Annotated in this window: 19 protein-coding genes; 15 read left to right on the top strand and 4 right to left on the bottom strand. The window is 60.9% G+C overall.

The window, feature by feature from the left end:
- Positions 1-68: 68 nt before the first annotated feature.
- Positions 69-881 (bottom strand): exodeoxyribonuclease III, encoded by an 813-nt coding sequence (xthA, locus tag AC4IHP_RS17395; RefSeq protein WP_490832285.1) that lies wholly within the window; start codon positions 879-881, stop codon positions 69-71.
- A gap of 298 nt (positions 882-1179) precedes the next feature.
- Between xthA and AC4IHP_RS17390 the strand changes: the two genes are divergently transcribed.
- The 7 genes from AC4IHP_RS17390 to AC4IHP_RS17360 all read left to right on the top strand — a co-directional run bounded on the left by AC4IHP_RS17390 (position 1180) and on the right by AC4IHP_RS17360 (position 12384).
- On the top strand, positions 1180-1830 hold the full coding sequence (locus AC4IHP_RS17390) for a GNAT family N-acetyltransferase (RefSeq protein ID WP_041477100.1): 651 nt from the start codon (positions 1180-1182) through the stop codon (positions 1828-1830).
- A 66-nt stretch (positions 1831-1896) separates the two neighbouring features.
- The gene (locus AC4IHP_RS17385; protein WP_490832284.1) at positions 1897-3624 is read left to right on the top strand and encodes an autotransporter assembly complex protein TamA; all 1728 of its coding nucleotides are present in this window, start codon (positions 1897-1899) and stop codon (positions 3622-3624) included.
- Positions 3621-7295 (top strand): translocation/assembly module TamB domain-containing protein, encoded by a 3675-nt coding sequence (locus AC4IHP_RS17380; RefSeq protein ID WP_490832283.1) that lies wholly within the window; start codon positions 3621-3623, stop codon positions 7293-7295. The genes AC4IHP_RS17385 and AC4IHP_RS17380 overlap by 4 nt, the downstream gene beginning before the upstream one ends.
- A gap of 226 nt (positions 7296-7521) precedes the next feature.
- Positions 7522-8004 (top strand): MarR family winged helix-turn-helix transcriptional regulator, encoded by a 483-nt coding sequence (locus tag AC4IHP_RS17375; protein WP_434766026.1) that lies wholly within the window; start codon positions 7522-7524, stop codon positions 8002-8004.
- Complete coding sequence (locus AC4IHP_RS17370; protein WP_490832282.1) at positions 7994-9463, top strand: efflux transporter outer membrane subunit; 1470 nt, start codon at positions 7994-7996, stop codon at positions 9461-9463. Before AC4IHP_RS17375 ends, AC4IHP_RS17370 begins: the two co-directional genes overlap by 11 nt.
- A 15-nt stretch (positions 9464-9478) precedes the next feature.
- Entirely contained in the window at positions 9479-10681 is a 1203-nt protein-coding gene (locus AC4IHP_RS17365) for an EmrA/EmrK family multidrug efflux transporter periplasmic adaptor subunit (RefSeq protein ID WP_490832281.1), read from the top strand.
- Between the two features lie 173 nt (positions 10682-10854).
- Positions 10855-12384 (top strand): DHA2 family efflux MFS transporter permease subunit, encoded by a 1530-nt coding sequence (locus tag AC4IHP_RS17360; protein ID WP_490832280.1) that lies wholly within the window; start codon positions 10855-10857, stop codon positions 12382-12384.
- A 102-nt stretch (positions 12385-12486) separates the two neighbouring features.
- Here the strand turns inward: AC4IHP_RS17360 and lpxH are convergent, their stop codons facing one another.
- Complete coding sequence (gene lpxH / locus AC4IHP_RS17355) at positions 12487-13239, bottom strand: UDP-2,3-diacylglucosamine diphosphatase (RefSeq protein ID WP_490832279.1); 753 nt, start codon at positions 13237-13239, stop codon at positions 12487-12489.
- The gene (locus AC4IHP_RS17350) at positions 13236-13742 is read right to left on the bottom strand and encodes a peptidylprolyl isomerase (RefSeq protein ID WP_095189877.1); all 507 of its coding nucleotides are present in this window, start codon (positions 13740-13742) and stop codon (positions 13236-13238) included. Before AC4IHP_RS17350 ends, lpxH begins: the two co-directional genes overlap by 4 nt.
- 250 nt (positions 13743-13992) lie before the next feature.
- Here AC4IHP_RS17350 and AC4IHP_RS17345 point away from each other — a divergent pair, with 250 nt between their 5' ends.
- On the top strand, positions 13993-15690 hold the full coding sequence (locus tag AC4IHP_RS17345) for a glutamine--tRNA ligase/YqeY domain fusion protein (protein ID WP_490832278.1): 1698 nt from the start codon (positions 13993-13995) through the stop codon (positions 15688-15690).
- An 18-nt stretch (positions 15691-15708) separates the two neighbouring features.
- Positions 15709-17091: a cysteine--tRNA ligase gene (gene cysS, locus AC4IHP_RS17340; protein WP_460120108.1), complete on the top strand. Its 1383-nt coding sequence runs from the start codon at positions 15709-15711 to the stop codon at positions 17089-17091.
- 202 nt (positions 17092-17293) lie between these two features.
- On the opposite strand, the gene AC4IHP_RS17335 is transcribed toward cysS, so the two are convergent.
- Complete coding sequence (locus AC4IHP_RS17335) at positions 17294-19129, bottom strand: sigma-54-dependent Fis family transcriptional regulator (protein WP_490832277.1); 1836 nt, start codon at positions 19127-19129, stop codon at positions 17294-17296.
- Between the two features lie 347 nt (positions 19130-19476).
- On the opposite strand from AC4IHP_RS17335, the gene AC4IHP_RS17330 reads away from it, so the two are divergent.
- The 6 genes from AC4IHP_RS17330 to AC4IHP_RS17305 are packed head-to-tail and all read left to right on the top strand — an operon-like array spanning position 19477 to position 25429.
- A complete protein-coding gene (locus tag AC4IHP_RS17330; RefSeq protein WP_016775291.1) occupies positions 19477-20571 on the top strand; it encodes an ABC transporter ATP-binding protein in 1095 nt (364 codons plus the stop codon).
- Positions 20571-21683 (top strand): ABC transporter ATP-binding protein, encoded by a 1113-nt coding sequence (locus AC4IHP_RS17325; RefSeq protein ID WP_041477087.1) that lies wholly within the window; start codon positions 20571-20573, stop codon positions 21681-21683. The genes AC4IHP_RS17330 and AC4IHP_RS17325 overlap by 1 nt, the downstream gene beginning before the upstream one ends.
- On the top strand, positions 21680-22546 hold the full coding sequence (locus AC4IHP_RS17320; RefSeq protein ID WP_490832276.1) for a carbohydrate ABC transporter permease: 867 nt from the start codon (positions 21680-21682) through the stop codon (positions 22544-22546). Before AC4IHP_RS17325 ends, AC4IHP_RS17320 begins: the two co-directional genes overlap by 4 nt.
- Before the next feature lie 9 nt (positions 22547-22555).
- Positions 22556-23356: a carbohydrate ABC transporter permease gene (locus AC4IHP_RS17315; protein WP_041477086.1), complete on the top strand. Its 801-nt coding sequence runs from the start codon at positions 22556-22558 to the stop codon at positions 23354-23356.
- 10 nt (positions 23357-23366) lie between these two features.
- Positions 23367-23639 carry a DUF2160 domain-containing protein gene (locus AC4IHP_RS17310; protein ID WP_038861868.1) on the top strand — a complete coding sequence of 91 codons (273 nt, stop codon included), beginning with the start codon at positions 23367-23369 and terminating at the stop codon, positions 23637-23639.
- A 47-nt stretch (positions 23640-23686) separates the two neighbouring features.
- Entirely contained in the window at positions 23687-25429 is a 1743-nt protein-coding gene (locus AC4IHP_RS17305) for an ABC transporter substrate-binding protein (protein WP_460120103.1), read from the top strand.
- Positions 25430-25517 lie beyond the last annotated feature (88 nt).

Raw genomic sequence — 25517 nt, 5'->3', positions numbered from 1 at the left:
AGTTCGTCGCTGATCCACCGCTTTCGCGAGCAGGCTCGCTCCCACAATGAAAATTCCCTCAGGCTGGATCAGCTCAGCTCAAGCCAGATCGGCGCATGGTCCGATGGTTTTTCCATGCCGCGCAGTTCGTAGTCCACGCCCGCATCCTTCACCCGTGGCAGCAGGCCATGGGACGCCAGAATCACATCGATGCGCAGGCCACGCTTCGGCTCATCTTCGAAACCACGGCTGCGGTAGTCGAACCAGCTGAACATGTCGTTCACGTCGGGGTTGAGGTGGCGATAGCTGTCGGTCAGGCCCCAGTTTTTCAGGCGCGCCATCCACTCGCGTTCTTCCGGCAGGAAGCTGCATTTGCCGGTTTTCAGCCAGCGCTTCATGTTGTCCGGGCCGATGCCGATGTCGCAGTCTTCCGGGGAAATGTTCACATCGCCCATCACCACCAGCGGCTGTTCGTTGTGGAACTGGCTTTCCAGCAGGGCTTGCAGATCGCTGTAGAAACGCTGCTTGGCGGGGAATTTGGTCGGGTGGTCGCGGCTTTCACCCTGTGGGAAATAGCCGTTCATGATCGTCACCGGCACGCCGTTGGCATCGGCGAAAGTGCCCCAGATAAAGCGCCGCTGCGCGTCTTCTTCATCGGTGGCGAAGCCTTTATGAATCGCAATCGGTTCGTTGCGCGAGAGCAGGGCGACACCGTAATGGCCCTTCTGGCCATGGAAGTGCACGTGATAGCCGAGGGCGCGGATGTCATCGAGGGGGAACTGGTCGTCGTGAACCTTGGTTTCCTGCAGGCCGATCACGTCGGGCTGATGTTTTTCGATCAGCGCTGCCAGCTGATGCGGACGCGCACGCAGTCCGTTGATGTTGAAGGAAACAATCTTCATGGTCGGCAGTCCTGGCAAAAGGGCGATGCTAGCTGACATGGTGGAGATGGGCCAGTGTGGGACAAATCATTTTGGCCTGTGGGATTTGGGTTGTTGGATCTGGCCCCTTCGCGAGCAGGCTCGCTCCCACATTCAGACCGCGGTCCCCTGTGGGAGCGAGCCTGCTCGCGAAGAGGCCGGCAAGATCGATGAAGATTCCGACTTGGTCTATACCTGTCAGGGGAACCACCACATCCGTCCAAGGTTCGTACCAACAAGCGCGCCAGCCTCCGAGCGCGCCCCGGGGAGAATCACTGCAATGCCTGAAACCCAGACCGCCGTTGCCGACATCCACATGCTCGACCGCGGCTACTCGCGCGAAGCCCGCTCGTTGCTGTATCAGGCCTATCGCCACGAGCCGACCTTCGGCTACCTGTTCGAAGCCGAACGTCCCGGGTATGAACAGCGCGTGCGCGCGACGGTGCGCGAGCTGGTCAAACAGCATTTTCTCCAGGACCTGCCGGCGATCGGCCTGTTGGTCAATGATCGCCTGATCGGCATCGCCCTGATCGCGCCGCCGCAACGGCGCCTGGGCGTCACCGAAAGCTGGGCATGGCGCTTGCGCATGGTGCTCAGCACCGGGTTTCGTTGCACCCGGCGTTATCTGGAATATCACGATGCCGTTGCCGCGTGCGTGCCCGGTGACTCGGTGCACATGCTGCCGTTGCTCGGCGTGCATCCGCAATTTCAGGGCAAGCACTACGGCGAACAATTGCTCACCGCCGTGCACAACTGGTGCGCGGTCGATGAAACCTCACAGGGCGTGGTGCTCGACACCGGTAACCCGCGCTACCTGGAATTCTATAAAAGGCAGGGTTATCAGGAGATCGGCGAGGTTGCCGTCGGGCCGGTGCGCGAACACGTATTTTTCCACGCCAATCCGCAGGTGTTACAAACAGCAACGGGATAACGATCGAACTTCTTCACAAATTACCTGTTCTATCAGGCTCCCGAGCCCGTGATAGCATCCGCGCCTATGAAGTTTCCACGAAGATTTACCAGCGGCGTGCTGATGCTGTTATCCAGCTGCGCGGCGCTGGCGCAAAGTGAATTGGATGTACGGATCAAGCCGTCCAACGATGAACTCAAGGCCAATATAGAAGGCTATATCGGCAGCCTCGGCGATCGCGACGAAGAAGCCTTGCTGCGCTTCAGTCGCGGTGCCGAAGAGCAGGCGCGCAAAGCGGCGCAGGCGCTGGGCTACTATCAGCCGCAGATCGATAGTGACGTCAAGGGCGGGGAAAAACCGCGTCTGGTGCTGAACATCGATCCCGGCGAGCCGATTCGGCTGCGCAACGTCACCGTACGTGTCGATGGCCCGGCGGCCTCGCTGAAATCGTTCCGCGTACTGAAAGGCGACCTGCTCAAATCCGGCGCCGTGCTCAACCATGGCCGTTACGAAGATGCCAAGCGGGTCATTCAGAACCAGGCCTCGCGCTTCGGTTACTTCAGTGGCCATTTCACCAGCCAGAAACTCATGGTCGACCCGCGCGCAGGTGTCGCCGATATCGAATTGATCTACGCCAGCGGCCCGCGTTATGCGCTGGGAAAAGTCAGTTTCGAGGGCGACACGCCCTTCGACGAAGACCTGCTGCAACGCATGGTGCCGTTCAAGGCAGGCGAGCCTTACGATTCGGAACTGATCGCCGAACTCAATCGCGATCTGCAATCGAGCGGCTATTTCGAAGGCGTGCGCGTCGACGCGGCACCGACGGCAGCGCAGAACGATGTGATTCCGGTCGCCGTCAAACTCGACACGCGCAAGCCGCGCACCATGGGTCTGGGCCTCGGTTATTCGACCGACGTCGGCCCACGGATCAAGGCCAACTGGACGCGTCACTGGGTCAACCCGCAGGGCGACAGCTATGGCTGGGAGGCCGAGCTCTCGGCGCCCCGGCAGAACGTCGGGCTGTTCTACGACATCCCGCTCGACCCGCCATTGACCGACAAACTGCGCTGGGCCGGCGGCTATCAGTTCGAAGACATCGAAGGCTCCGACACCCTCAGCAAGCTGCTGACTTTCGGCCCGGAATGGCACAGCAAGTTGCCCAGCGGCTGGCAGCGGGTGATATCGCTGAAATGGCAGCGCGAGGAATACGAACTCGGCGACGACTCCGGCCTGAGCACCTTGCTGATGCCCGGCATCAGTTATTCGTACCTCAAAAGCGACAACCGCATCGATCCGCGCAACGGCTATCGCCTGAGCTTCGAAAGCAAAGTGGCCAAGGAAGGTCTCGGTTCCGACAACAACCTTTTATATGGCACCGCGCTGGTCAAAGGCCTGACCACGGTGTTCGACAAGCACCGCTTGCTTGGCCGCGTGCAGGTGGGCGGCAGCGCCACCAATGGCTACAACTCGGTTCCGCCGTCGCTGCGCTTCTTTGCCGGTGGCGATCAGAGCGTGCGCGGTTACGACTATCAGAGCCTGTCGCCGAAAAACTCTGACGGCGACCGCATCGGTGGCCGCTACATGATTGCCGGCAGCGTCGAATATCAATATTCGATCGCCGAGAAATGGCGGGTCGCGACCTTCGTCGACCAGGGCAACTCTTTCAACAAACTCGAACTGCCCGACCTCAAGACCGGGGTCGGTGTGGGCGTGCGCTGGGTCTCGCCGGTCGGGCCGATCCGCCTTGACCTGGCCCACGCGCTGGACGACGACGGCGGCATCCGGCTGCACTTTTCCATGGGGCCTGAGCTGTGAAGCGTGGTGTGAAAATAACAGCGCTGACGCTGTTGGCGCTGGTCTTGTTGATCGTTTTGAGCCTCGCCGCGCTACTTGGCACGCAGGCCGGCAGTCGGTGGGCGTTGGGCCTGGTGCCGGGCCTGAGCGTGGAGAATTTCCACGGTCGCCTCGCTGGGCAGTGGAGCGCCGATCACCTGGTGTGGCAGCAGGACACCAGCCGAGTCGAGCTGAACAAGGCGATCTTCGCCTGGTCGCCGCTGTGCCTGACGCGCATGACCTTGTGCATCGATCAGCTCAAGGCCGATCAGGTGATCCTGCAATTGCCGCCGAGCGAAGAAACCACCGAAAGCGGCCCGATCACACTGCCGGACCTGCAATTGCCGTTGGCCATTGAGCTGGGCGACGTCGAGGTCGGCAGCCTGTTGTTCAACGGCAGCGAACAGCTCAAGGGCTTGCAACTGGTAGCGCACTGGACCACTCAGGGCTTGCAGATCGACAGCGTGAAATTGCAGCGTGACGAACTCAGCCTGAACCTGTCCGGCCTGCTGCAACCGAGCGGTAACTGGCCGCTGAATATTAAGGGTGATCTGACGTTGCCCGCCCCCGGCAGCGAGCCGTGGACCCTGGCGCTGAAAGTCGACGGCGACCTGCTGAAAACCCTCAACCTGCACGCCGACAGCCGTGGCTACCTCGACGGCCAGCTGAGCGGTGAACTGCAAGCGCTGGCGGAAAACCTCCCGGCCAAGCTGCGCATCACCAGCGACGCGTTCAAACCGAGTGCCGATCTGCCGGACACGCTGCAATTCAATCAGCTTGTGCTCACGGGCGAAGGCGACCTGAAAAACGGTTATCAACTGCTCGGCAACGCCACGCTGCCCGCCGAGAAATCACCGGTGGCGCTGCTACTCAAGGGCAAAGTCGACGCCAACGGCGCGCAGATCGCCGGGCTCGACCTCAACGCCAACGACACGCAAAGTCTCAAGCTCACCGGCAATGTCGACTGGAGCAAAGGCCTCAGCGCCCAGGCCAACATCCACTGGCAAGACTTCCCGTGGCATCGGCTCTATCCGGAAATCGACGAGCCGCAAGTGACGTTGCGTACTTTCACCGGCGAAGTGTCCTACACCGACGGTCAGTACCTCGGCAATTTCGACGCTGCGCTGGATGGCCCGGCCGGGGCGTTCACATTAAGCAGTCCGTTCAGCGGCAGTCTGGAACAGATCGCCTTGCCGCAACTGGTCATGCAGGCCGGGCAGGGCAAGGCCGAAGGGCACGTCAATGTGCGCTTCGCCGATGGCATCGCCTGGGATACCGCGCTGGATCTGTCGGCGCTCAACCCGGCATATTGGGTCGCGGAGCTGCCGGGCACGTTGGCCGGGCCGCTGAAGAGCAAAGGCGAGATGAAGAATGATCGACTCAGCCTCAGCGCCGACCTCGATCTCAAGGGCAAGTTGCGCGGCCAACCGGCGGTCCTCCAGGCCAAGGCTGACGGCGCGGGCGAGCGGTGGAACCTCAACACCCTGCAGATCCGCCTCGGCGACAACAGCATCAATGGCAAGGGCAGCCTGCAGGACAAACTCGGCGGACAGATCGACATCAAGCTGCCGCGTCTGGCCCAGTTGTGGCCGCAATTGCGCGGGCAGGTCAACGGTCAGATCAACGTCGCCGGTACGCTGAAGGCGCCGCAGGGCAAGCTCGATCTGCAAGGTTCGCAACTGGCCTTCCAGGACAACCGCCTGCAAAGCCTCAACCTCGACGCCACCCTCGACAGTGCGCAGCGGGCGAAGATCAATCTCAAAGGTAGCGGCATTCAGACTGGCGATACTTCGCTCGGCACCCTGACCGCCAGTGCTCAGGGCGATATCAAAAGCCAGAAACTCAACTTCGACCTGATCGGGCCGAAGCTGAAACTGGCGCTGGGTCTGGACGGCAATCTCGACAAGGGCAACTGGCGCGGACGTCTGGCCAGTGGTGACATTCAGGCCGGTGGCCAGGACTGGAGGCTGCAAAACCCGGCCAAACTGGAGCGCCTGGCGGACGGCCAGATCAATTTCGGCGCGCATTGCTGGCTGTCCGGCAGCGCCAGCCTGTGTGGCGAAGACCAGCGCCTGGCGCCGGAGCCGAAGCTGCGTTATCACCTCAAGCAATTCCCGATCGAAAGCCTTGCGCAGTGGCTGCCCAAAGACTTCGCCTGGCAGGGCCGGCTCAACGCCGACCTGCAACTGGACCTGCCAGCCAGTGGCCCGAACGGCGTGGTCAGTGTCGATGCCAGCGGCGGCACCCTGCGCGTGCGTGACAAGGATCGCTGGGTGGATTTCCCCTACCAGACGCTCAAGCTCAGCAGCAAGCTCACGCCCAAGCGCGTCGACACCGAGCTCAATTTTGTCGGCGGCAAACTCGGCGAATTGATGGTCCAGGCGCAGCTCAATCCGCTGCCGAAAAACAAACCCCTGAGCGGCTCGTTCCGCCTCTCCGGCCTCGACCTGTCGGTGGCGCGGCCATTCGTGCCGATGGTGGAAAAACTCACCGGCCGGCTCAATGGTAGCGGCACTATTTCCGGTGGCCTGCTCGCACCGCTGGTCAACGGCACGGTGCAGCTCAGCGATGGCGAAGTGTCCGGCGCCGAACTGCCGATGGAGCTGCAGAATCTGCAACTGACTGCGGCGATCGCCGGCGAATCGGTGCGCCTGGACGGTGGCTGGAACAGCGGCAAGACTGGCAAGGGCAGCCTCAACGGCAACGTCGCCTGGGGGCAGGCGCTGGTGGTCGATCTGGCGCTCAAGGGCACGCAATTGCCAGTCAGCGTCGAGCCCTACGCCAAACTGGAAATGGCTCCGGATCTGAAAATTTCCATGGCCGGCGATGAGCTGAAAGTTGCCGGCAAGGTGCTGGTGCCGAAAGGCGAAATCACCGTGCGTGAATTGCCGCCATCGACGGTAAAAGTCTCCGACGACACGATCATCGTCGGCGCGCAGACCGAGGAGGGCAAACCACCGATCGCGATGAAAATGGACATCGACGTGATCGTCGGCCAGGACAAGCTGAGCTTCGCCGGTTTTGGCCTGACCGCCAATCTGCAAGGCCAGGTGCACATCGGCGACAACATGGACACCCGTGGCGAACTGTGGCTCAACGACGGCCGCTATCGCGCCTACGGCCAGCGCCTGACGGTGCGGCGCGCGCGTCTGTTGTTCGCCGGCCCCATCGACCAGCCCTATCTCGACATCGAAGCGATCCGCCAGACCGACGACGTCATCGCCGGTATTCGCCTGAGCGGCAGCGCCGAACAGCCGACCACGCAGATCTTCTCCGAACCGGCGATGAGCCAGGAACAGGCGCTGTCGTACCTGGTGCTGGGCCGTCCGCTGAGCACCAACGGCGAAGACAACAACATGCTCGCTCAGGCCGCACTGGGCCTGGGTTTAATGGGCAGCGCCGGAGTCACCAGCGGCCTGGCCAAGGATCTGGGTATCGAGGATTTCCAGCTCGACACCCAAGGCAGCGGCAACGACACCAGCGTCGTCGCCAGCGGCAACATCTCCGAGAAACTCAGCCTGCGCTACGGCGTCGGCGTCTTCGAACCGGCCAGTACCATCGCCCTGCGCTACAAGCTGAGCAAGAAGGTCTACGTCGAAGCGGCGAGCGGCGTGGCGAGTTCGCTGGATATCTTCTACAAGCGGGATTTCTGAAGATTTTCTGAAAGATCAAAAGATCGCAGCCTTCGGCAGCTCCTACAGGGTTCACTTCAAACCCATGTAGGAGCTGCCGAAGGCTGCGATCTTTTCGCTTTACCCGCAAAACCAACTCCACTGGTCAACTAATTACCAAGCCCCCTAACTATTGCGTTGACATTCGCTGCCTAAGCAGTAACATCTCGACATACATTCACTGCCTAGGCAGTTATCAGGTCGAATCATGAAGCATTTCACCCCGGAAGAATTCAAACATTGCCACCTCGGCCTGTTGCTCGGCCGTGCCGCGTTGCTCAAGGACCGGATCATCGACACCCACATGGAACCCCACGGCATCACCGCCGCGCAGTTCAAGGTGTTGATCATCATGGCCCAGTTCGGCGTCGACACCCCGGCTGAGCTGTGCCGCCATCTGTCGCTCGATAGCGGGTCGATGACGCGCATGCTCGATCGTCTCGAGCAGAAGGCTTTTCTGATCCGCCAGCGCAGCGAAGGCGACCGTCGTCAGGTGCAGCTGAAACTGACCGAGCAGGGCCAGCAACTGGCTGATCGCCTGCCGCACATCGGTGCCGATGCGATGAATGAACTGGCCGGCGCGATCTCCCGCGAAGAGCTGAAAACCCTGGAATACATCCTCAAGAAAATCTTGCTGGCCGCCGGTGACCCGATCACCATCCAGCGTCTAGGTGAACACAATGAGCGCTAAGACCTTGCGCAGCAGCCTGACGCTGTTGCTGTCGGCGATGATCCTCGCCGGTTGCGCCAATTACAGCGGCCTCGACACTGAAGGCCAGCGTCTCGACGCGGCGCAACTGAAGACAGCGCAGTCTCTGGACGGCGTGACGCTGTCGCCGGCGGCGTGGCCGAAAAGTGATTGGTGGAGCAGCCTTGGCGATCCGCAGCTCGACGGCCTGATCCGCGAAGCCCTGCACGACAGCCCGGACATGCAGATCGCCGCAGCCCGCGCCCATCAGGCCAGTGCAGCCGCCTATGCCGCCGATGCCGAGCGTTATCCGACCCTCGACGCCAGCGCCGGCATCAGCCGTTCGCGTCTGGCTCGTGATCAGGATCCGCTGGGGCAGGGCGGTGCCTATGCGACGGTGCGCAATGTCAGCGCCGGTTTCAATTACAACTTCGACTTGTGGGGCGGTCAGCGCGCTGCCTGGGAAGCCGCACTCGGCGACGCTCGCGCTGCTGAAGTCGACCGTCAGGCCGCGCAGCTGACACTCGCCGCTGACGTCGCCCGTGCTTACAGCGATCTCGGTCAGGCGCACATCGTTTACGACCTCGCCAGCGAAGACCTCAAGCGCACCCGGCAAATGCTTGATCTCAGCCAGCGTCGCCTGAGTTCGGGGATCGACAGCCAGTACCAGTTCCAGCAAACCCAGAGTCTGGAAGCCAGTTCCCAGGCCAGCCTGATCGACGCGGAAAAACGCTTGAACAGCGCGAAAATCGCCTTGGCCGTATTGCTCGGCAAAGGCCCGGATCGCGGCAACGAGATCGCCCGACCGAAAGTCTTGCAAGCCAGCGCCGTGGCAGTGCCATCGGTGTTGCCGGCGGAACTGCTCGGCCGCCGCCCGGATCTGGTTGCGGCGCGCTGGCGTGTCGAAGCGGCGAGCAAAGACATCGATGCGGCGAAAACCCGTTTCTATCCCAACCTCAATCTGTCGGCCTCGGCCGGCGCCGAGTCGTTGCTGGGTGATGCGATGTTCGGTTCGGCCAGCCGCTTCTTCAACATCGCGCCGACCGTGTCGCTGCCGATTTTCGATGGCGGACGCCTGCGCGCCAACCTCGATGCGCGCGATGCCGATTACGATCTGGCGGTGGCGCAGTACAACAAGAGCCTGGTGAAAGCCCTGGGCGATGTCGGCGATACGATCCATCAGCTGCGCGATATCGGCCGGCAGATCGGTGCGCAGCAGCACGCCACCGACATTGCTCAGGATTCTTACAACACCGTCGTCCAGCGTTACGGTTCCGGCATCGGCAACTACCTGGACGTGCTCAGCATCGAGCAGCAATTGCTCCAGGCCCAGCGTCAGCTGGCGACCCTCAATGCCGAGCAGATCGACCTGTCGATTCAACTGATGCAAGCGCTGGGCGGCGGCTTTCAGGGTGGAAACCTGAACGCAGCCAACGCCAGCCCAGCCTCGTCGCACCCATAATTCAAGGTATTTGTCATGGCCACTGCCGAAAACACCCAAGCTCAAGACAACACCCCGGACACCGGCAACCCGCGCAAACGCAAGGTGATGCTGCTGGCCCTCGCCGTGGTCGTCCTGCTCGCCATTGCCGGCGTCTGGGCCTATCACGAGTTCATCGGGCGCTTTAATGAAAGCACCGACGATGCCTACGTCAACGGCAACGTCGTGGAGATCACGCCGCTGGTCACCGGCACCGTGGTCAGCATCGGCGCCGACGACGGGGACCTGGTCCAGGAAGGCCAGGTGCTGGTCAACTTCGACCCCAACGATGCCGAAGTCGGCCTGCAAAGTGCCAAGGCGAAACTGGCGCGCACCGTGCGTCAGGTGCGCGGTTTGTATAGCAACGTCGACGGCATGAAAGCCCAGGTCAATGCGCAGCAGGCCGAAGTGCAGAAGGCCCAGGACAACTACAACCGACGGAAAAATCTCGCCCAAGGCGGGGCGATTTCCCAGGAAGAACTGTCCCACGCCCGCGACGACCTGACCTCGGCGCAGAACGCTCTGGCCAACGCCAAACAGCAACTGAAAACCACCAGCGCACTGGTCGACGACACCGTGGTCTCGTCGCATCCAGACGTGATGTCGGCGGCTGCCGATCTGCGTCAGGCCTACTTGACCAATGCGCGCAGCACCTTGATTGCGCCGGTCACCGGTTACGTCGCCAAGCGTACCGTGCAACTCGGTCAGCGCGTGCAGCCGGGCACCGCGTTGATGGCGGTGATTCCGCTGGATCAGCTGTGGATCGACGCCAACTTCAAGGAAACCCAGCTGCGTGACATGCGCATCGGCCAGCCGGTTGATATCGAGGCCGATATCTACGGCAGCGACGTGAAATACAACGGCACCGTCGACAGCCTCGGCGCCGGTACCGGCAGCGCGTTTGCCTTGCTGCCGGCGCAGAACGCCACCGGTAACTGGATCAAGATCGTCCAGCGTGTGCCGGTGCGTATCCACATCAACGCCGAAGAGCTGGCCAAGCACCCGCTGCGTGTCGGTCTGTCGACCAATGTCGAGGTCAATCTGCACGACCAGAGCGGCCCGGTGCTGGCCCAGCAACCGCCACAAAAGGCCTCGTTCAGTACCAACGTCTACGAGCGCCAACTGGCCGAGGCGGACGCGATGATTGCTCAACTGATCCACGACAACAGCGCCGCAGCGGGCAAGACCGCGCAACGCTGACAGCGCTTTTGAAGCTGACTCACGACCCTGTGGGAGCGAGCCTGCTCGCGAAGCGGTGTGTCAGACAACATCTATGTTGGATGTCAGTCAGCATTCGCGAGCAGGCTCGCTCCCACAAAGGGCTGCTGTGTCTGTAACTGACGCAGCGCCAACCCGGTTTCATAGGATTCAGAATGAGCAATAACGCTTCTTTCACGCCGCCCAGCCTGTTGCTCAGCACCATCGGCCTGTCGCTGGCGACGTTCATGCAAGTGCTCGACACGACCATCGCCAACGTGGCACTGCCGACGATTTCCGGCAACCTCGGGGTAAGTTCGGAGCAGGGCACCTGGGTGATCACTTCGTTTGCCGTGAGCAACGCGATTGCGTTGCCGCTGACCGGTTGGCTCAGCCGCCGCTTCGGCGAGGTGAAGCTGTTTCTGTGGGCGACGATGCTGTTTGTACTGGCGTCGTTTCTTTGCGGTATCTCGACCTCAATGCCCGAGCTGATCGGCTTTCGTGTGCTGCAAGGCCTGGTGGCCGGGCCGCTGTACCCGATGACGCAGACGCTGTTGATCGCGGTGTATCCACCGGCGAAACGCGGGATGGCTCTGGCGTTACTGGCGATGGTCACCGTGGTTGCGCCGATTGCCGGGCCGATTCTCGGCGGCTGGATCACCGACAGTTACAGCTGGCCGTGGATCTTCTTTATCAACGTGCCGATCGGCATCTTTGCGGTGATGGTGGTGCGTTCGCAACTGGCGAAACGGCCGGTGGTGACCAGTCGCCAGCCGATGGACTACGTCGGCCTGATCACGCTGATCATTGGCGTCGGCGCATTGCAGGTGATCCTCGACAAGGGCAATGACCTGGACTGGTTCGAGTCGAATTTCATCATCGTCGGCGCGGCGATTTCCGTGGTCGCCCTGGCGATGTTCGTGATCTGGGAAATGACCGACCGCCACCCGGTGGTCAACCTGCGCCTGTTCGCCTATCGCAACTTCCGCATCGGCACGCTGGTGCTGGTGCTGGGTTATGCCGGGTTCTTCGGCATCAACCTGATCCTGCCGCAGTGGTTGCAGACGCAAATGGGCTACACCGCGACCTGGGCGGGACTTGCCGTGGCGCCGATCGGGATTCTGCCGGTGTTGCTGTCGCCGTTTGTCGGCAAATACGCGCACAAGTTCGACCTGCGATTGCTCGCCGGCATTGCGTTTCTGGCGATTGGCCTGAGCTGCTTCATGCGTGCCGAGTTCACCAATGAGGTCGACTTCCAGCACATCGCTCTGGTGCAGCTGTTCATGGGCATCGGTGTGGCGCTGTTCTTCATGCCGACCCTGAGCATTCTGATGTCGGACTTGCCGCCGAGCCAGATCGCTGACGGCGCAGGCCTGGCGACTTTCCTGCGGACGCTGGGCGGCAGCTTTGCGGCCTCGCTGACCACGTGGATCTGGATTCGCCGGGCCGATCAGCATCATGCGTATATGAGCGAAAGCATCAGCACGTTTGAGCCTGCCACCCGCGAGACCTTGAACCAGTTGGGCGGGGCGGGCCAGTCGGCGTATGCGCAGATGGATCAGATTCTCACCAGCCAGGCGTACATGCTCTCCACCGTGGATTACTTCACGTTGCTGGGCTGGGGGTTTATGGGGTTGATTCTGATCGTATGGCTGGCGAAACCGCCGTTTGCCGCGAAGGCCGGGCCTGCTGCATCTGGTCATTGATTTTGCGGTGACTGCTAAAAGATCGCAGCCTTCGGCAGCTCCTACAGGAGAACGCATTCCAAAGTAGGAGCTGCCTAAGGCTGCGATCTTTTGATCTTCGCTTTAAATCGGAGGGGCGGGCAGGGCTGGCGGCGGGGCGAAATCGAACGGCGCCAAGGCATACCCGCTCTCATCGACCTGCAACGCCCACCCCTGACGATCCCAATCCCCCAGCACAATCCGCTTCGCCGCTTGTTCACCAAGCTGCAACTTGTGAATCGCCGGGCGGTGGGTGTGGCCGTGGATCACGGTTTTCACGCCGAATGCCTGCATCACTCGCGGAATCTCTTCCGGGGTGACATCAACGATGTCATTGGCCTTCATCCGCGTCTGTGCACGGCTTTCGCTGCGTAACTTGCGCGCCAGTTTGTGGCGGCTGCTCAGCGGCAGATGACGGAGGATGAACAGGGTGATCGGGTTGCGCAGGTAGCGGCGCAGCTTCATGTAGCCAACGTCGCGGGTGCACAGGCTGTCGCCGTGCATCAGCAGCACTGGCTCGCCGTAGAACTGCACGACACTCGGGTCCTTCAGCAATGTGCAGCCGGCCTGTTTGCAGAAGGCCTTGCCGAGCATGAAGTCGCGATTGCCGTGCATCAGGAATATGGCCGTGCCGCTGTCGCTCAAATCGCGCAGGGCCTGGCAGATGGAACGCTGAAAGGGCGTCATGGCGTCGTCGCCAATCCATGCCTCGAAGAAGTCGCCGAGGATGTACAACGCACTCGCCGAGCGGGCGCGTCCGGCGAGCAAATCCAGAAACGCCCGGGTAATGTCCGGGCGCTCCTCTTCCAGATGCAAATCTGAAATCAGCAATATCACGCTTCGATGATCTCGGCTTTCTCGATGATCACGTCGTCTGCAGGTACGTCCTGGTGGCCGGCCTTGGAAGTGGTCGACACGCCTTTGATCTTGTCGACAACGTCGGTGCCGGCGGTCACTTTACCGAATACCGCGTAGCCCCAGCCCTGCACGTTCTTGCCGCTGTGGTTGAGGAAGGTGTTGTCGGCAACGTTGATGAAGAACTGCGCCGAAGCCGAATGCGGCTCCATGGTGCGGGCCATGGCGACGGTGTATTTGTCGTTGGAGAGACCGTTGTCCGCTTCGTTCTGGATGCTTGGACGCTTGTCTTTCTTTTCTTTCATGCCAGGCTCGAAACCGCCGCCCTGGATCATGAAGTTACCGATGACACGGTGGAATACGGTGTTGGTGTAGTGACCGGCGTTGACGTATTCGATGAAGTTGGCAACGGTGATCGGCGCCTTTTCAGCGTTCAGTTCGATGACGATGTCGCCATGGTTGGTGGTCAGTTTGACTTGAGTCATGATCGCTACTCTTCTGAGGAATTCGTGGTTCTGGGACATTGAGCCCCACAACCGGTTCAGCCTGCTTCGGCCAAGGTGCGCAGTTTAGCGTGACAGGCGCGAATTTCGAGGCGGTTTTTCAAATCCCTGCGATTAAATGCGTGCCTTTATAAGAGCTGCTCTGTCAGGCCCTTGACAGCATCGGCTATGATAGCGGCTTTGTTTTGTCTGGCCCCTCTTTGCGGCCGCGCACCTGTACGTCAAGGATCCTATGAGCAAGCCCACTGTCGACCCTACCTCGAATGCCAAGTCCGGCCCTGCCGTGCCGGTCAACTTCCTGCGGCCGATCATCCAGGCAGACCTGGACTCGGGCAAGCACACCCAGATCGTGACTCGCTTCCCGCCGGAGCCCAACGGCTACCTGCACATCGGCCACGCCAAGTCGATCTGCGTCAACTTCGGCCTGGCCCAGGAATTCGGCGGCGTCACGCACCTGCGTTTCGACGACACCAACCCGGCCAAGGAAGATCAGGAATACATCGACGCCATCGAAAGCGACGTCAAATGGCTGGGCTTCGAATGGTCCGGTGAAGTGCGCTACGCCTCGCAGTATTTCGACCAGTTGCACGACTGGGCCGTCGAGCTGATCAAGGCCGGCAAGGCCTACGTCGACGACCTGACCCCGGAGCAGGCCAAGGAATACCGTGGCAGCCTGACCGAGCCGGGCAAGAACAGCCCGTTCCGCGACCGTTCGGTAGAGGAAAACCTCGACCTGTTCGCGCGCATGAAGGCCGGTGAATTCCCCGACGGCGCGCGCGTCCTGCGGGCGAAGATCGACATGGCCTCGCCGAACATGAACCTGCGCGACCCGATCATGTATCGCATCCGCCACGCTCATCACCACCAGACCGGCGACAAGTGGTGCATCTACCCGAACTACGACTTTACCCACGGGCAGTCGGACGCCATCGAAGGCATCACTCATTCGATCTGCACCCTCGAGTTCGAAAGCCATCGTCCGCTGTACGAGTGGTTCCTGGAGAACCTGCCGGTGCCGGCGAACCCGCGCCAGTACGAGTTCAGCCGCCTGAACCTGAACTACACCATCACCAGCAAGCGCAAGCTCAAGCAGCTGGTGGACGAGAAGCACGTCAATGGCTGGGACGATCCGCGCATGTCCACGCTGTCGGGCTTCCGCCGCCGTGGCTACACGCCGAAATCGATCCGCAACTTTTGCGAAATGATCGGCACCAACCGTTCCGACGGCGTGGTCGATTTCGGCATGCTCGAATTCAGTATCCGTGACGACCTTGACCACAGCGCCCCGCGCGCCATGTGCGTGCTGCGTCCGCTGAAAGTGGTCATCACCAACTACCCGGAAGGCCAGGTCGAAAACCTCGAACTGCCACGCCACCCGAAAGAAGACATGGGCGTGCGCGCGCTGCCGTTTGCCCGGGAAATCTACATCGACCGTGAAGACTTCATGGAAGAGCCGCCGAAGGGCTACAAGCGCCTGGAACCGGCCGGTGAAGTGCGTCTGCGCGGCAGCTACGTGATCCGCGCCGACGAAGCGATCAAGGACGCCGACAACAACATCGTCGAACTGCGTTGCTCGTACGACCCGGACACCCTCGGCAATAACCCGGAAGGGCGCAAGGTCAAAGGCGTGATCCACTGGGTGCCGGCCGCCGCCAGCGTCGAATGCGAAGTGCGTCTGTACGATCGCCTGTTCCGTTCGCCGAACCCGGAGAAGGCCGAAGACAGCGCCAGCTTCCTCGACAACATCAACCCTGACTCGCTGCAAGTGCTGACCGGTTGTCGCGCTGAGCCATCGCTCGGCAACGCCCAGCCGGAAGACCGTTTCCAGTTCGAGCGCGAAGGCTACTTCGTCGCGGACCTGAAGGACTCGAAACCCGGTCAGCCGGTATTCAACCGTACCGTGACCCTGCGTGATTCGTGGGGCCAGTGAGTGAGTCAAGGAACTAACGTGCTAACGATCTACAACACGCTCACCAAGAGCAAAGAAGTCTTCAAGCCGCTGGATGGCAACAAGGTGCGCATGTACGTCTGCGGGATGACCGTGTACGACTACTGCCACCTCGGCCACGGCCGCAGCATGGTCGCGTTCGACCTGGTGACGCGCTGGCTGCGCTTCAGCGGTTATGACCTGACCTACGTGCGCAACATCACCGACATCGACGACAAGATCATCAATCGTGCGCGCGAGAACGGTGAATCGTTCGAAGCGCTGACCGAGCGCATGATCGCCGCGATGCACGAAGACGAAGCGCGCCTGAACATCCAGAAGCCGGACATGGAACCGCGCGCCACCGACCATATCGCTGGCATGCACGCGATGATCCAGACCCTGATCGACAAGGGCTACGCTTACGCCCCGGGCAACGGCGACGTGTACTACCGCGTCGCCAAATTCATGGGCTACGGCAAGCTCTCGCGCAAGAAGATCGAAGATTTGCGCATTGGCGCGCGCATCGAAGTCGATGAGTCGAAGGAAGACCCGCTCGACTTCGTCCTGTGGAAAGCCGCCAAGCCGGGCGAGCCGAGCTGGGAATCGCCTTGGGGCGCCGGGCGTCCGGGCTGGCACATCGAGTGCTCGGTGATGTCGACCTGCTGCCTCGGCGAGACCTTCGACATTCATGGCGGCGGCAGCGACCTGGAGTTCCCGCACCACGAAAACGAAATCGCCCAGAGCGAAGCGGCCACCGGCAAGACCTACGCCAACGCGTGGATGCATTGCGGGATGATTCGCATCAATGGCGAGAAGATGTCCAAGTCCTTGAACAACTTCTTCACCATCCGCGACGTGCTCGACAAGTACCACCCGGAGGTCGTGCGTTACCTGCTGGTGTCGAGCCACTACCGCAGCGCGATCAACTATTCGGAAGACAACCTCAAGGACGCCAAGGGCGCACTGGAACGTTTCTACCACGCGTTGAAAGGCCTGCCGACGGTGGCACCGGCTGGCGGCGAGGCGTTCGTCGAGCGTTTCACCACGGTGATGAACGACGACTTCGGTACCCCCGAGGCGTGCGCCGTGCTGTTCGAGATGGTGCGCGAGATCAACCGTCTGCGCGAGAGCGATCTCGATGCGGCGGCGGGGCTGGCGGCACGTCTGAAAGAGCTGGCGAGTGTGCTGGGTGTGTTGCAGCTGGAGGCCGATGACTTCCTGCAGGCGGGCGCTGAAGGGCGGGTCGATGCGGCTGAGGTTGATGCGCTGATTGCGGCGCGCCTGGCGGCGCGTGCGGGTAAGGATTGGGCTGAGTCTGATCGTATCCGTGACCAGTTGACGGCGATGGGGGTGGTGCTGGAAGACGGCAAGGGTGGGACTACCTGGCGGTTGGCTGACTGATTGCCTTACCTGTGACAGACAAAACCCGCCTAGTGCGGGTTTTGTTTTTTTTGCTTCCTCAGGACCAGCGTTGACCCAGCTGATGCCTTCGCGAGCAGGCTCGCTCCCACATCGGACTTTCGTCATGTCTGTTATTTGTGCGCGACTCGCACCTTCCTGTGGGAGCGAGCCTGCTCGCGAAGGCGTCCTCAAGGCCGAGTTGTCATTCAGCCTGCCGCAACCGCTTGTAAAGCGTATTGCGGCTCACCCCCAGCCGCCGCGCCAGATGCGAGATATTCCCTCCAGCCGCCTTCAGCTCCCTGTTCAACGCCTCAACATCATTCAAATCCAGCCCCAGCGGCGGCGCCGTCTCCACTGGCTCCATCTCCAGATCGACAAAAAAATCATCCGGAAGATGCTCCGGCCGCACCGGTTGCTCCTCGGCCATGGCCAACGCCACCTGCATCACGCTGCTGACCTGACGCAAATTCCCCGGCCACGGGTGCTTTTCAAACAGCTCCAGCACCTCCGGGCTCAGCCCCGCCCATTGCGTCGGCTCGCGATGTTGCTCCCACAGCCGTTTGAACAGCGCCTGCTTGTCACTGCGCTCGCGTAACGGCGGCAGCTCCAGGGTCAGACCGCCGATGCGGTAGTACAAATCCTCGCGAAAGCGGCCCAGTTGCACCTGCTCGCGCAACGATCGGTTGGTCGCGGAAATGATCCGCAGGTCCACCGGGAACAACTCACTGCTGCCCACCGGCTGCACGCAACGTTCCTGCAACACCCGCAACAAGCGCGCTTGGGTGGGCAGCGGCATATCACCGATCTCATCGAGAAACAGCGTGCCTTTGTCGGCCTTGCGGATCAGGCCGATGCTGCCTTTCTGGTTGGCCCCGGTGAACGCGCCTTTCTCATAACCGAACAATTCAGACTCGACCAGTTCAGCGGGGATCGCGGCGCAGTTCACCGCAATGAATGCCTGTTTTTGCCGAGAGCTGGCTTGGTGCAAGGCTTTGACGAACACTTCCTTGCCGACGCCGGTCTCACCGTGAATCAGTAACGGAATGTCTTTTTCCAGCAAGCGCTCGGCCTGGCGTACGGCTTTTTCCACGCGGCTGTCGCCGAAATGCAGCGCGTTGAGGCTGATCGCGCTGGCTGGCGCAGGCTTGTCCTCGGCGGCAAACACTCGCGCCTGCACCGGTGTCTGTTTCGGCCGCTTCAGCAAGCACTGGAAACGGTTGCGTCCGGAGGTCTGCAAGGCAAAAGGCAGACCCTCGGGCTGATTGATCAACTCCAGCAGCGACACCTTGAACAGGCTTTCAACGCTGACTCGGGACAGACGCACACCGAGCAGATTGTCGGCCCGGCGATTGGCCGACAGCACTTGACCGCTCTCGTCGAAAATCAACAACCCCGCCCATTGGCTGTCGAGGTTGTTCAACCCGGTGTTGAAGGTCAGTTGAAAATGCTGGCCATGGAACAGGTTGAGGATCAGCCGATTCTCCACGGTCTGGCTCATCATCTTGACCATGCCCAGGGTGTGCGAGGGTGGCAGGTAGCTGTCGCTGGACACGTCGAGCACGGCGATGACCTTGCGCTCGGCGTCGAAGATCGGCGCAGCGGAGCCGGTCATGAAGCGGTTGGCCTTGAGGAAGTGTTCGTCGTGTTCGATATGCACCGCCTGCTCACAGGCCAGTGCGGTGCCGATCGCGTTGGTGCCGCTGCTGCGCTCCATCCAGCTCGCCCCGGCCTGAAAACCCCGGGCCAGACTCGGTTCGATAAAGCGTTGCGTGCCCCACGAGGTCAGTACCTGGCCCTGATTGTCGGCGAGCATGATCAGGCAGTTGGAGTTGCTGAGGATGTTTTCATAGTAGGGCAGGACTTCCTGATGCGTGGTCTGCACCAGCGAGTGATGGCTGTCGAGCAACCGTGCAATGCCGGCGGCGGGTAACTGATCGAAGGCCGGCGTGCTCTGGTGGTCGAGGCCGAACGCGCGGCAACGTTGCCAGGAGGTCTGGACGATCGCATCGTGGGACAGCGGCGAAGCAGGTGCGGCCATGGGGGCGAGCCTCTGAATGCAGCGATTTTATTATTGTTATGAGGTCCACCATCCCCTGTAGGAGCTGCCGAAGGCTGCGATCTTTTGATTTTGATCTTGAAAAAGCAAAGTCAAAGTCAAAAGATCGCAGCCTTCGGCAGCTCCTACATGGGGGTGAACAGCGCATAGAGTGTTGTTCACTATTGTTCATTGTCAATCACCCCGACTGTTCAAAAGTGTTCAGCTGTGAACGCCACTTCCCTGTGTAATCACCGATTTTCACGGCAAATCAACCACTTGCCATTTCTGGCACGAATGTCGCTCTGTTGCTCCGGTCGCTTGACTCCAAAAATAAAAAAGGCCGAGCCATGTCACTCACCCTGGAGCACGTCAGCCGTACCGTCGAGGGCCAGATCTGGATCGACGATGCGTGCCTGAAATTCGAACCCGGATCCTTCAACGTTCTGCTCGGGCGCACCCTGTCCGGCAAGACCAGTCTCATGCGTCTGATGGCCGGCCTCGACAAGCCCGACAGCGGCCGCGTGCTGATGAACGGCGTCGATGTCACCCAGCGCCCTGTGCGGCTGCGCAACGTGTCGATGGTCTATCAGCAGTTCATCAATTACCCGACCATGACGGTGTTCGAAAACATCGCCTCGCCACTGCGTCAGGCCGGCATCTCGAAAGAGATCATCCACAGCAAGGTGCAGGAAACCGCACGCATGCTGCGCATCGAGAAGTTCTTGCAGCGCTATCCGCTGGAGTTGTCCGGTGGGCAGCAGCAGCGCACGGCCATGGCCCGCGCGCTGGTCAAGGATGCTGAGCTGATCCTGTTCGACGAGCCGCTGGTCAACCTCGACTACAAGCTGCGCGAAGAACTGCGTCAGGAAATGCGCGAGCTGTTCAAGGCTCGGCACACCATCGCCATCTACGCCACCACCGAGCCCAACGAAGCGCTGGCCCTCGGCGGCACCACCACCATCCTGCACGAAGGCCGGGTGATCCAGAGCGGGCCGTCGACCGAGGTCTATCACCAGCCGCAGTCGGTGCTCGCGGCTGAATTGTTCTCTGAGCCGCCGATCAACCTGATGCCGGGACGCATTGCCGGCAACGAAGTCAGTTTTGCCAATTTCGTCCACTTTCCGTTGAACGTCGACCTGCGCCCGGTGGGCGAGGGTGAGTTTCGCTTCGGCGTTCGTCCCAGCCATATTTCGTTGGTGCCAAGCAACGATGACGACCTCGAATTGGCGGTGACCGTCGAAGTCGCCGAAATCAGCGGTTCGGAAACCTTCCTGCACGTGCGCAACGAGCACTTTCTGTTGGTGCTGCACTTGCCCGGGGTTCACGAATACGACGTCGATGCGCCGATCCGCATCTATATCCCGACCCACAAACTGTTCGTTTTCGATGCGCAGGGCCGTCTGGTGCAAGCACCGGGCCGGCGTGTCGCGAGGGTTGCCTGATGGCCGAAATCCGTTTGCAGCACCTCGCCCACAGCTACAGCAAAACCCCGAGCGGCGCTGAGGATTATGCGATCCGCGAGATGGATCACGTCTGGGAGCAGGGCGGTGCCTATGCCTTGCTCGGCCCGTCCGGTTGCGGCAAGTCGACCTTGCTCAACATAATTTCCGGCCTGCTCAGCCCGTCTCAGGGCCATGTATTGTTTGACGGCAAAGCGGTCAACGACCTGACCCCGGAGAAGCGCAACATCGCCCAGGTTTTCCAGTTTCCGGTGGTCTACGACACCATGACCGTGTTCGATAACCTCGCTTTCCCGCTGCGCAACCAGGGCATGGCCGAGGCGAAAGTGCACAGCAAGGTGCAGGAAATTGCCGAAGTGCTCGACCTGCAGAATCTGCTGAGCAAGAAGGCGCGCAACCTCACCGCCGACGAAAAACAGAAAGTCTCCATGGGCCGTGGGCTGGTGCGCGACGACGTCTCGGCGATCCTGTTCGACGAGCCGCTGACGGTGATCGACCCGCACCTGAAGTGGAAGCTGCGGCGCAAGCTCAAGCAGATCCATGAGCAGTTCAACATCACCATGGTCTACGTCACCCACGACCAACTGGAGGCCTCGACCTTCGCCGACAAGATTGCGGTGATGTACGGCGGCCAGATCGTCCAGTTCGGTACGCCACGGGAATTGTTCGAGCGGCCGAGCCACACCTTTGTCGGCTATTTCATCGGCAGCCCCGGCATGAACCTGATCGAGGTACAGCCGCAACCCGGCGGCGTCGGTTTCGCCTCGACGCACTTGCCGCTGTCCGACGCCTTGCAGCGCCATATCGAGCACGGCCAGTGGAAAAATCTCAAGGTCGGCATCCGCCCCGAGTTCATTCACGTGTGGGACGAGCCGTTTGACGACGCGATGCAGGCCAAAGTCGTACACGTCGAAGACCTCGGCACCTACAAGATCATGACCCTCAACCTCGACGGCGCGCCTTTGAAGGTGCGTCTGGCCGAAGACAAACCGGTGCCCCAGGGCACGGCATACATCAGTTTCCCGGCGCAATGGCTGATGGTCTATGCCGACGAATTTCTCCTGGAAGTCAGCGACGAGGAGGTGCAGCCATGAACAAGGTGCAGAACAACAAGGCCTGGTGGCTGGTATTGCCGGTGTTCCTGCTGGTGGCGTTCAGTGCGGTGATCCCGATGATGACCGTGGTCAACTATTCGGTGCAGGACATCTTTGACCAGTCCAGCCGCTACTTCGTCGGTGCTGACTGGTACAAGCAGGTGCTGCTCGATCCGCGTCTGCATGATTCGCTGCTGCGCCAGTTCATCTATTCGGCTTGCGTGCTGCTGATCGAAATCCCGCTGGGCATTGCCGTCGCGCTGACCATGCCGACCAAAGGCCGCTGGTCGTCGGTGGTGCTGATCATTCTGGCGATTCCGTTGCTGATTCCGTGGAACGTGGTCGGCACCATCTGGCAGATTTTCGGCCGCGCCGACATCGGCCTGCTCGGTTCCAGCCTCAATGCGCTGGGCATCAGCTACAACTACGCGGCCAACACCACGGACGCCTGGGTGACGGTGCTGGTGATGGACGTCTGGCACTGGACTTCGCTGGTTGCGCTGCTGTGTTTCTCCGGCCTGCGGGCGATTCCCGACGTCTATTACCAGGCTGCGCGCATTGATCGCGCCTCGGCGTGGGCGGTGTTCCGCCACATTCAATTGCCCAAGCTGAAAAGCGTACTGCTGATCGCGGTGATGCTGCGTTTCATGGACAGTTTCATGATCTACACCGAGCCGTTCGTGCTCACCGGCGGCGGGCCGGGCAATGCCACGACCTTTTTGAGTCAGACCTTGACGCAGATGGCTGTAGGGCAATTCGACCTCGGTCCGGCAGCGGCGTTTTCGCTGGTGTACTTCCTGATCATCCTGTTGGTGTCGTGGCTGTTCTATACCGCCATGACGCACTCCGACGCCAACCGTTGAGGCCCGGCCATGAGCAAGAGAAAGCTGATTCCGTTGCTGGTGTACATCCTGTTCCTGCTGGTGCCGATCTACTGGTTGCTGAACATGTCGTTCAAGAGCAACACCGAAATCCTCGGCGGCCTGACGCTTTTCCCACAGGAATTCACGCTGGCGAACTACAAGGTGATCTTTACCGATCCGAGCTGGTACACCGGCTACTTGAACTCGCTGTATTACGTCAGCCTCAACACGGTGATTTCCCTGAGCGTGGCGTTACCGGCGGCTTACGCGTTTTCACGCTATCGTTTCCTCGGCGACAAACACCTGTTCTTCTGGCTGCTGACCAATCGCATGGCGCCGCCGGCGGTGTTCTTGCTGCCGTTCTTTCAGCTGTATTCGTCGATCGGGCTGTTCGACACACACATCGCCGTGGCCTTGGCGCACTGCCTGTTCAACGTGCCGCTGGCGGTGTGGATTCTCGAAGGTTTCATGTCCGGCGTGCCCAAGGAGATCGACGAAACGGCCTACATCGACGGCTACAGTTTCCCCAAGTTCTTCGTGAAGATTTTCATCCCGTTGATCGGCTCCGGTATCGGCGTCACGGCGTTTTTCTGCTTCATGTTTTCCTGGGTCGAACTGCTGCTGGCGCGCACGCTGACCTCGGTCAACGCCAAGCCGATTGCGGCGGTGATGACGCGTACGGTGTCGGCGTCGGGGATCGATTGGGGCGTGCTGGCAGCGGCGGGGGTGTTGACCATCCTGCCGGGCATGCTGGTGATCTGGTTTGTGCGCAACCACGTGGCCAAGGGCTTTGCCCTCGGTCGAGTCTGAGGAGCTGATGATGGAATGGATGAGCTGGACGACACCGACCGCCGCGTTCTTCATCGGCATCGGTCTGATCCTGGTGGGCATGACCACCTGGGAATTGCGCTCGCCGAGCATTCTGCGGCGCGGGTTTCTGCCGATTGCCACGACCCGTGGTGATCGCTTGTTTATCGGTCTTCTCGGCAGCGCCTACCTGCACTTGCTGGTAATCGGCGTCACCGACTGGAGCATCTGGGTGGCGTCCGCGTTGTCCCTGGTGTGGCTGTTGGCTGTGATGCGTTGGGGCTAGTCGAATCGTTCGGCAACGCGGCTCCACAACTTAAACAGGAGGTCTCTATGTTCAATAAAAACAATAAGCTGCGACATAGCATTTCATTGGCAGCCATGCTGGCACTCAGCGGTTTGAGCGCATCTGCCTGGGCCGACGCCTACGAAGATGCTGCAAAAAAATGGATTGGCAGCGAGTTCAAGCCCTCGACCCTGACGGCCGAACAGCAGCTGGAAGAGCTGAAGTGGTTCATCAAGGCCGCCGAGCCGTTTCGTGGCATGGACATCAAGGTCGTCTCCGAGACCCTGACCACCCACGAATACGAGTCCAAGGTGCTGGCCAAGGCCTTCAGCGAAATCACCGGGATCAAACTCACCCACGACCTGCTGCAGGAAGGCGACGTGGTCGAGAAGATGCAAACAGTCATGCAGTCGGACAAGAACATCTACGACGGCTGGGTCAACGACTCCGACCTGATCGGCACGCACTTTCGCTACGGCAAGACCGAGTCGATCACCGACCTGATGGCCAACGAAGGCAAGAACTTCACGTCGCCGACCCTCGACATCAAGGATTTCATCGGCATCTCCTTCACCACCGCGCCGGACGGCAAGATCTATCAACTGCCCGACCAGCAATTTGCCAACTTGTACTGGTTTCGCGCCGACTGGTTCGAGCGCGCCGACCTGAAAGCCAAATTCAAGGAAAAGTACGGTTACGAGTTGGGCGTGCCGGTGAACTGGTCGGCCTATGAAGACATCGCCAAATTCTTCAGCGAAGACGTCAAGGAAATCGATGGCAAACGCGTCTATGGCCACATGGATTACGGCAAGAAAGATCCGTCGCTGGGCTGGCGTTTCACCGATGCCTGGTTCTCCATGGCCGGTGGCGGCGACAAGGGCATCCCCAACGGTTTGCCGGTGGACGAGTGGGGCATTCGCGTCGAGGACTGCCATCCGGTCGGCTCCAGCGTGACCCGTGGCGGTGACACCAACGGCCCGGCGGCGGTGTTTGCCACCACCAAATACGTCGACTGGTTGAAGAAATACGCGCCACCGGAAGCGGCCGGCATGACCTTCTCCGAGTCTGGCCCAGTGCCGTCGCAGGGCAACATTGCCCAGCAGATTTTCTGGTACACCGCGTTCACCGCCGACATGACCAAACCGGGCCTGCCGGTGGTCAACGCCGACGGTACGCCGAAGTGGCGCATGGCGCCGTCGCCGCGCGGGCCGTACTGGGAAGAGGGCATGAAGCTCGGTTATCAGGACGTGGGTTCGTGGACGTTCATGAAGTCCACGCCTGAGAAACAGAAACTGGCGGCGTGGCTGTACGCGCAGTTCGTCACGTCGAAAACCGTGTCGCTGAAGAAAACCATCGTCGGCCTGACGCCGATTCGCGAGTCGGACATCAACTCGCAGGCGATGACCGATCTGGCACCGAAGCTCGGCGGTCTGGTCGAGTTCTACCGCAGCCCGGCCCGCGTGCAATGGACCCCGACCGGGACCAACGTGCCGGATTACCCGCGTCTGGCGCAACTGTGGTGGAGCCACATCGCCGAAGCGGCCAGCGGCGAGAAGACTCCGCAACAGGCGCTCGATGGTTTGGCCAAGGATCAGGACCGCATTATGGAACGCCTCGAACGCTCCAAGGCTCAGGCCACTTGCGCGCCGAAGATGAACCCGGAACGCGACGCCCAGTACTGGTTTGACCAACCGGGCGCACCGAAGCCGAAACTGGCCAACGAGAAGCCGAAGGGCGAAACCGTGAGCTATAGCGAACTGCTGAAATCGTGGGCGGATGCGCGTAAGTGATGTTAGAGATGTGAGAAGCGAACGGCACCGGAAGGTGCCGTTTACCTTTCTTCCCATCGATCTGAAGCAATAGCCGCCTGGCTCCCAT

It is taken from the genome of Pseudomonas sp. UF-293 (genome assembly GCF_058245595.1).
The sequence above is the reverse complement of the archived record's forward strand: the minus strand, read 5'-3'. Positions and strand labels throughout refer to the sequence as shown.

What these genes read in the sequence shown, in the direction of transcription:
- xthA (WP_490832285.1), bottom strand. Translation starts at nt 881, where the DNA reads ATGAAGATTGTTTCCTTCAACATCAACGGACTGCGTGCGCGTCCGCAT.
- AC4IHP_RS17370 (WP_490832282.1), top strand. Translation starts at nt 7,994, where the DNA reads ATGAGCGCTAAGACCTTGCGCAGCAGCCTGACGCTGTTGCTGTCGGCG.
- AC4IHP_RS17325 (WP_041477087.1), top strand. Translation starts at nt 20,571, where the DNA reads ATGGCCGAAATCCGTTTGCAGCACCTCGCCCACAGCTACAGCAAAACC.
- AC4IHP_RS17375 (WP_434766026.1), top strand. Translation starts at nt 7,522, where the DNA reads ATGAAGCATTTCACCCCGGAAGAATTCAAACATTGCCACCTCGGCCTG.
- AC4IHP_RS17390 (WP_041477100.1), top strand. Translation starts at nt 1,180, where the DNA reads ATGCCTGAAACCCAGACCGCCGTTGCCGACATCCACATGCTCGACCGC.
- AC4IHP_RS17365 (WP_490832281.1), top strand. Translation starts at nt 9,479, where the DNA reads ATGGCCACTGCCGAAAACACCCAAGCTCAAGACAACACCCCGGACACC.
- AC4IHP_RS17320 (WP_490832276.1), top strand. Translation starts at nt 21,680, where the DNA reads ATGAACAAGGTGCAGAACAACAAGGCCTGGTGGCTGGTATTGCCGGTG.
- AC4IHP_RS17385 (WP_490832284.1), top strand. Translation starts at nt 1,897, where the DNA reads ATGAAGTTTCCACGAAGATTTACCAGCGGCGTGCTGATGCTGTTATCC.
- AC4IHP_RS17350 (WP_095189877.1), bottom strand. Translation starts at nt 13,742, where the DNA reads ATGACTCAAGTCAAACTGACCACCAACCATGGCGACATCGTCATCGAA.
- AC4IHP_RS17360 (WP_490832280.1), top strand. Translation starts at nt 10,855, where the DNA reads ATGAGCAATAACGCTTCTTTCACGCCGCCCAGCCTGTTGCTCAGCACC.
- AC4IHP_RS17315 (WP_041477086.1), top strand. Translation starts at nt 22,556, where the DNA reads ATGAGCAAGAGAAAGCTGATTCCGTTGCTGGTGTACATCCTGTTCCTG.
- AC4IHP_RS17345 (WP_490832278.1), top strand. Translation starts at nt 13,993, where the DNA reads ATGAGCAAGCCCACTGTCGACCCTACCTCGAATGCCAAGTCCGGCCCT.
- AC4IHP_RS17330 (WP_016775291.1), top strand. Translation starts at nt 19,477, where the DNA reads ATGTCACTCACCCTGGAGCACGTCAGCCGTACCGTCGAGGGCCAGATC.
- AC4IHP_RS17310 (WP_038861868.1), top strand. Translation starts at nt 23,367, where the DNA reads ATGGAATGGATGAGCTGGACGACACCGACCGCCGCGTTCTTCATCGGC.
- AC4IHP_RS17305 (WP_460120103.1), top strand. Translation starts at nt 23,687, where the DNA reads ATGTTCAATAAAAACAATAAGCTGCGACATAGCATTTCATTGGCAGCC.
- AC4IHP_RS17335 (WP_490832277.1), bottom strand. Translation starts at nt 19,129, where the DNA reads ATGGCCGCACCTGCTTCGCCGCTGTCCCACGATGCGATCGTCCAGACC.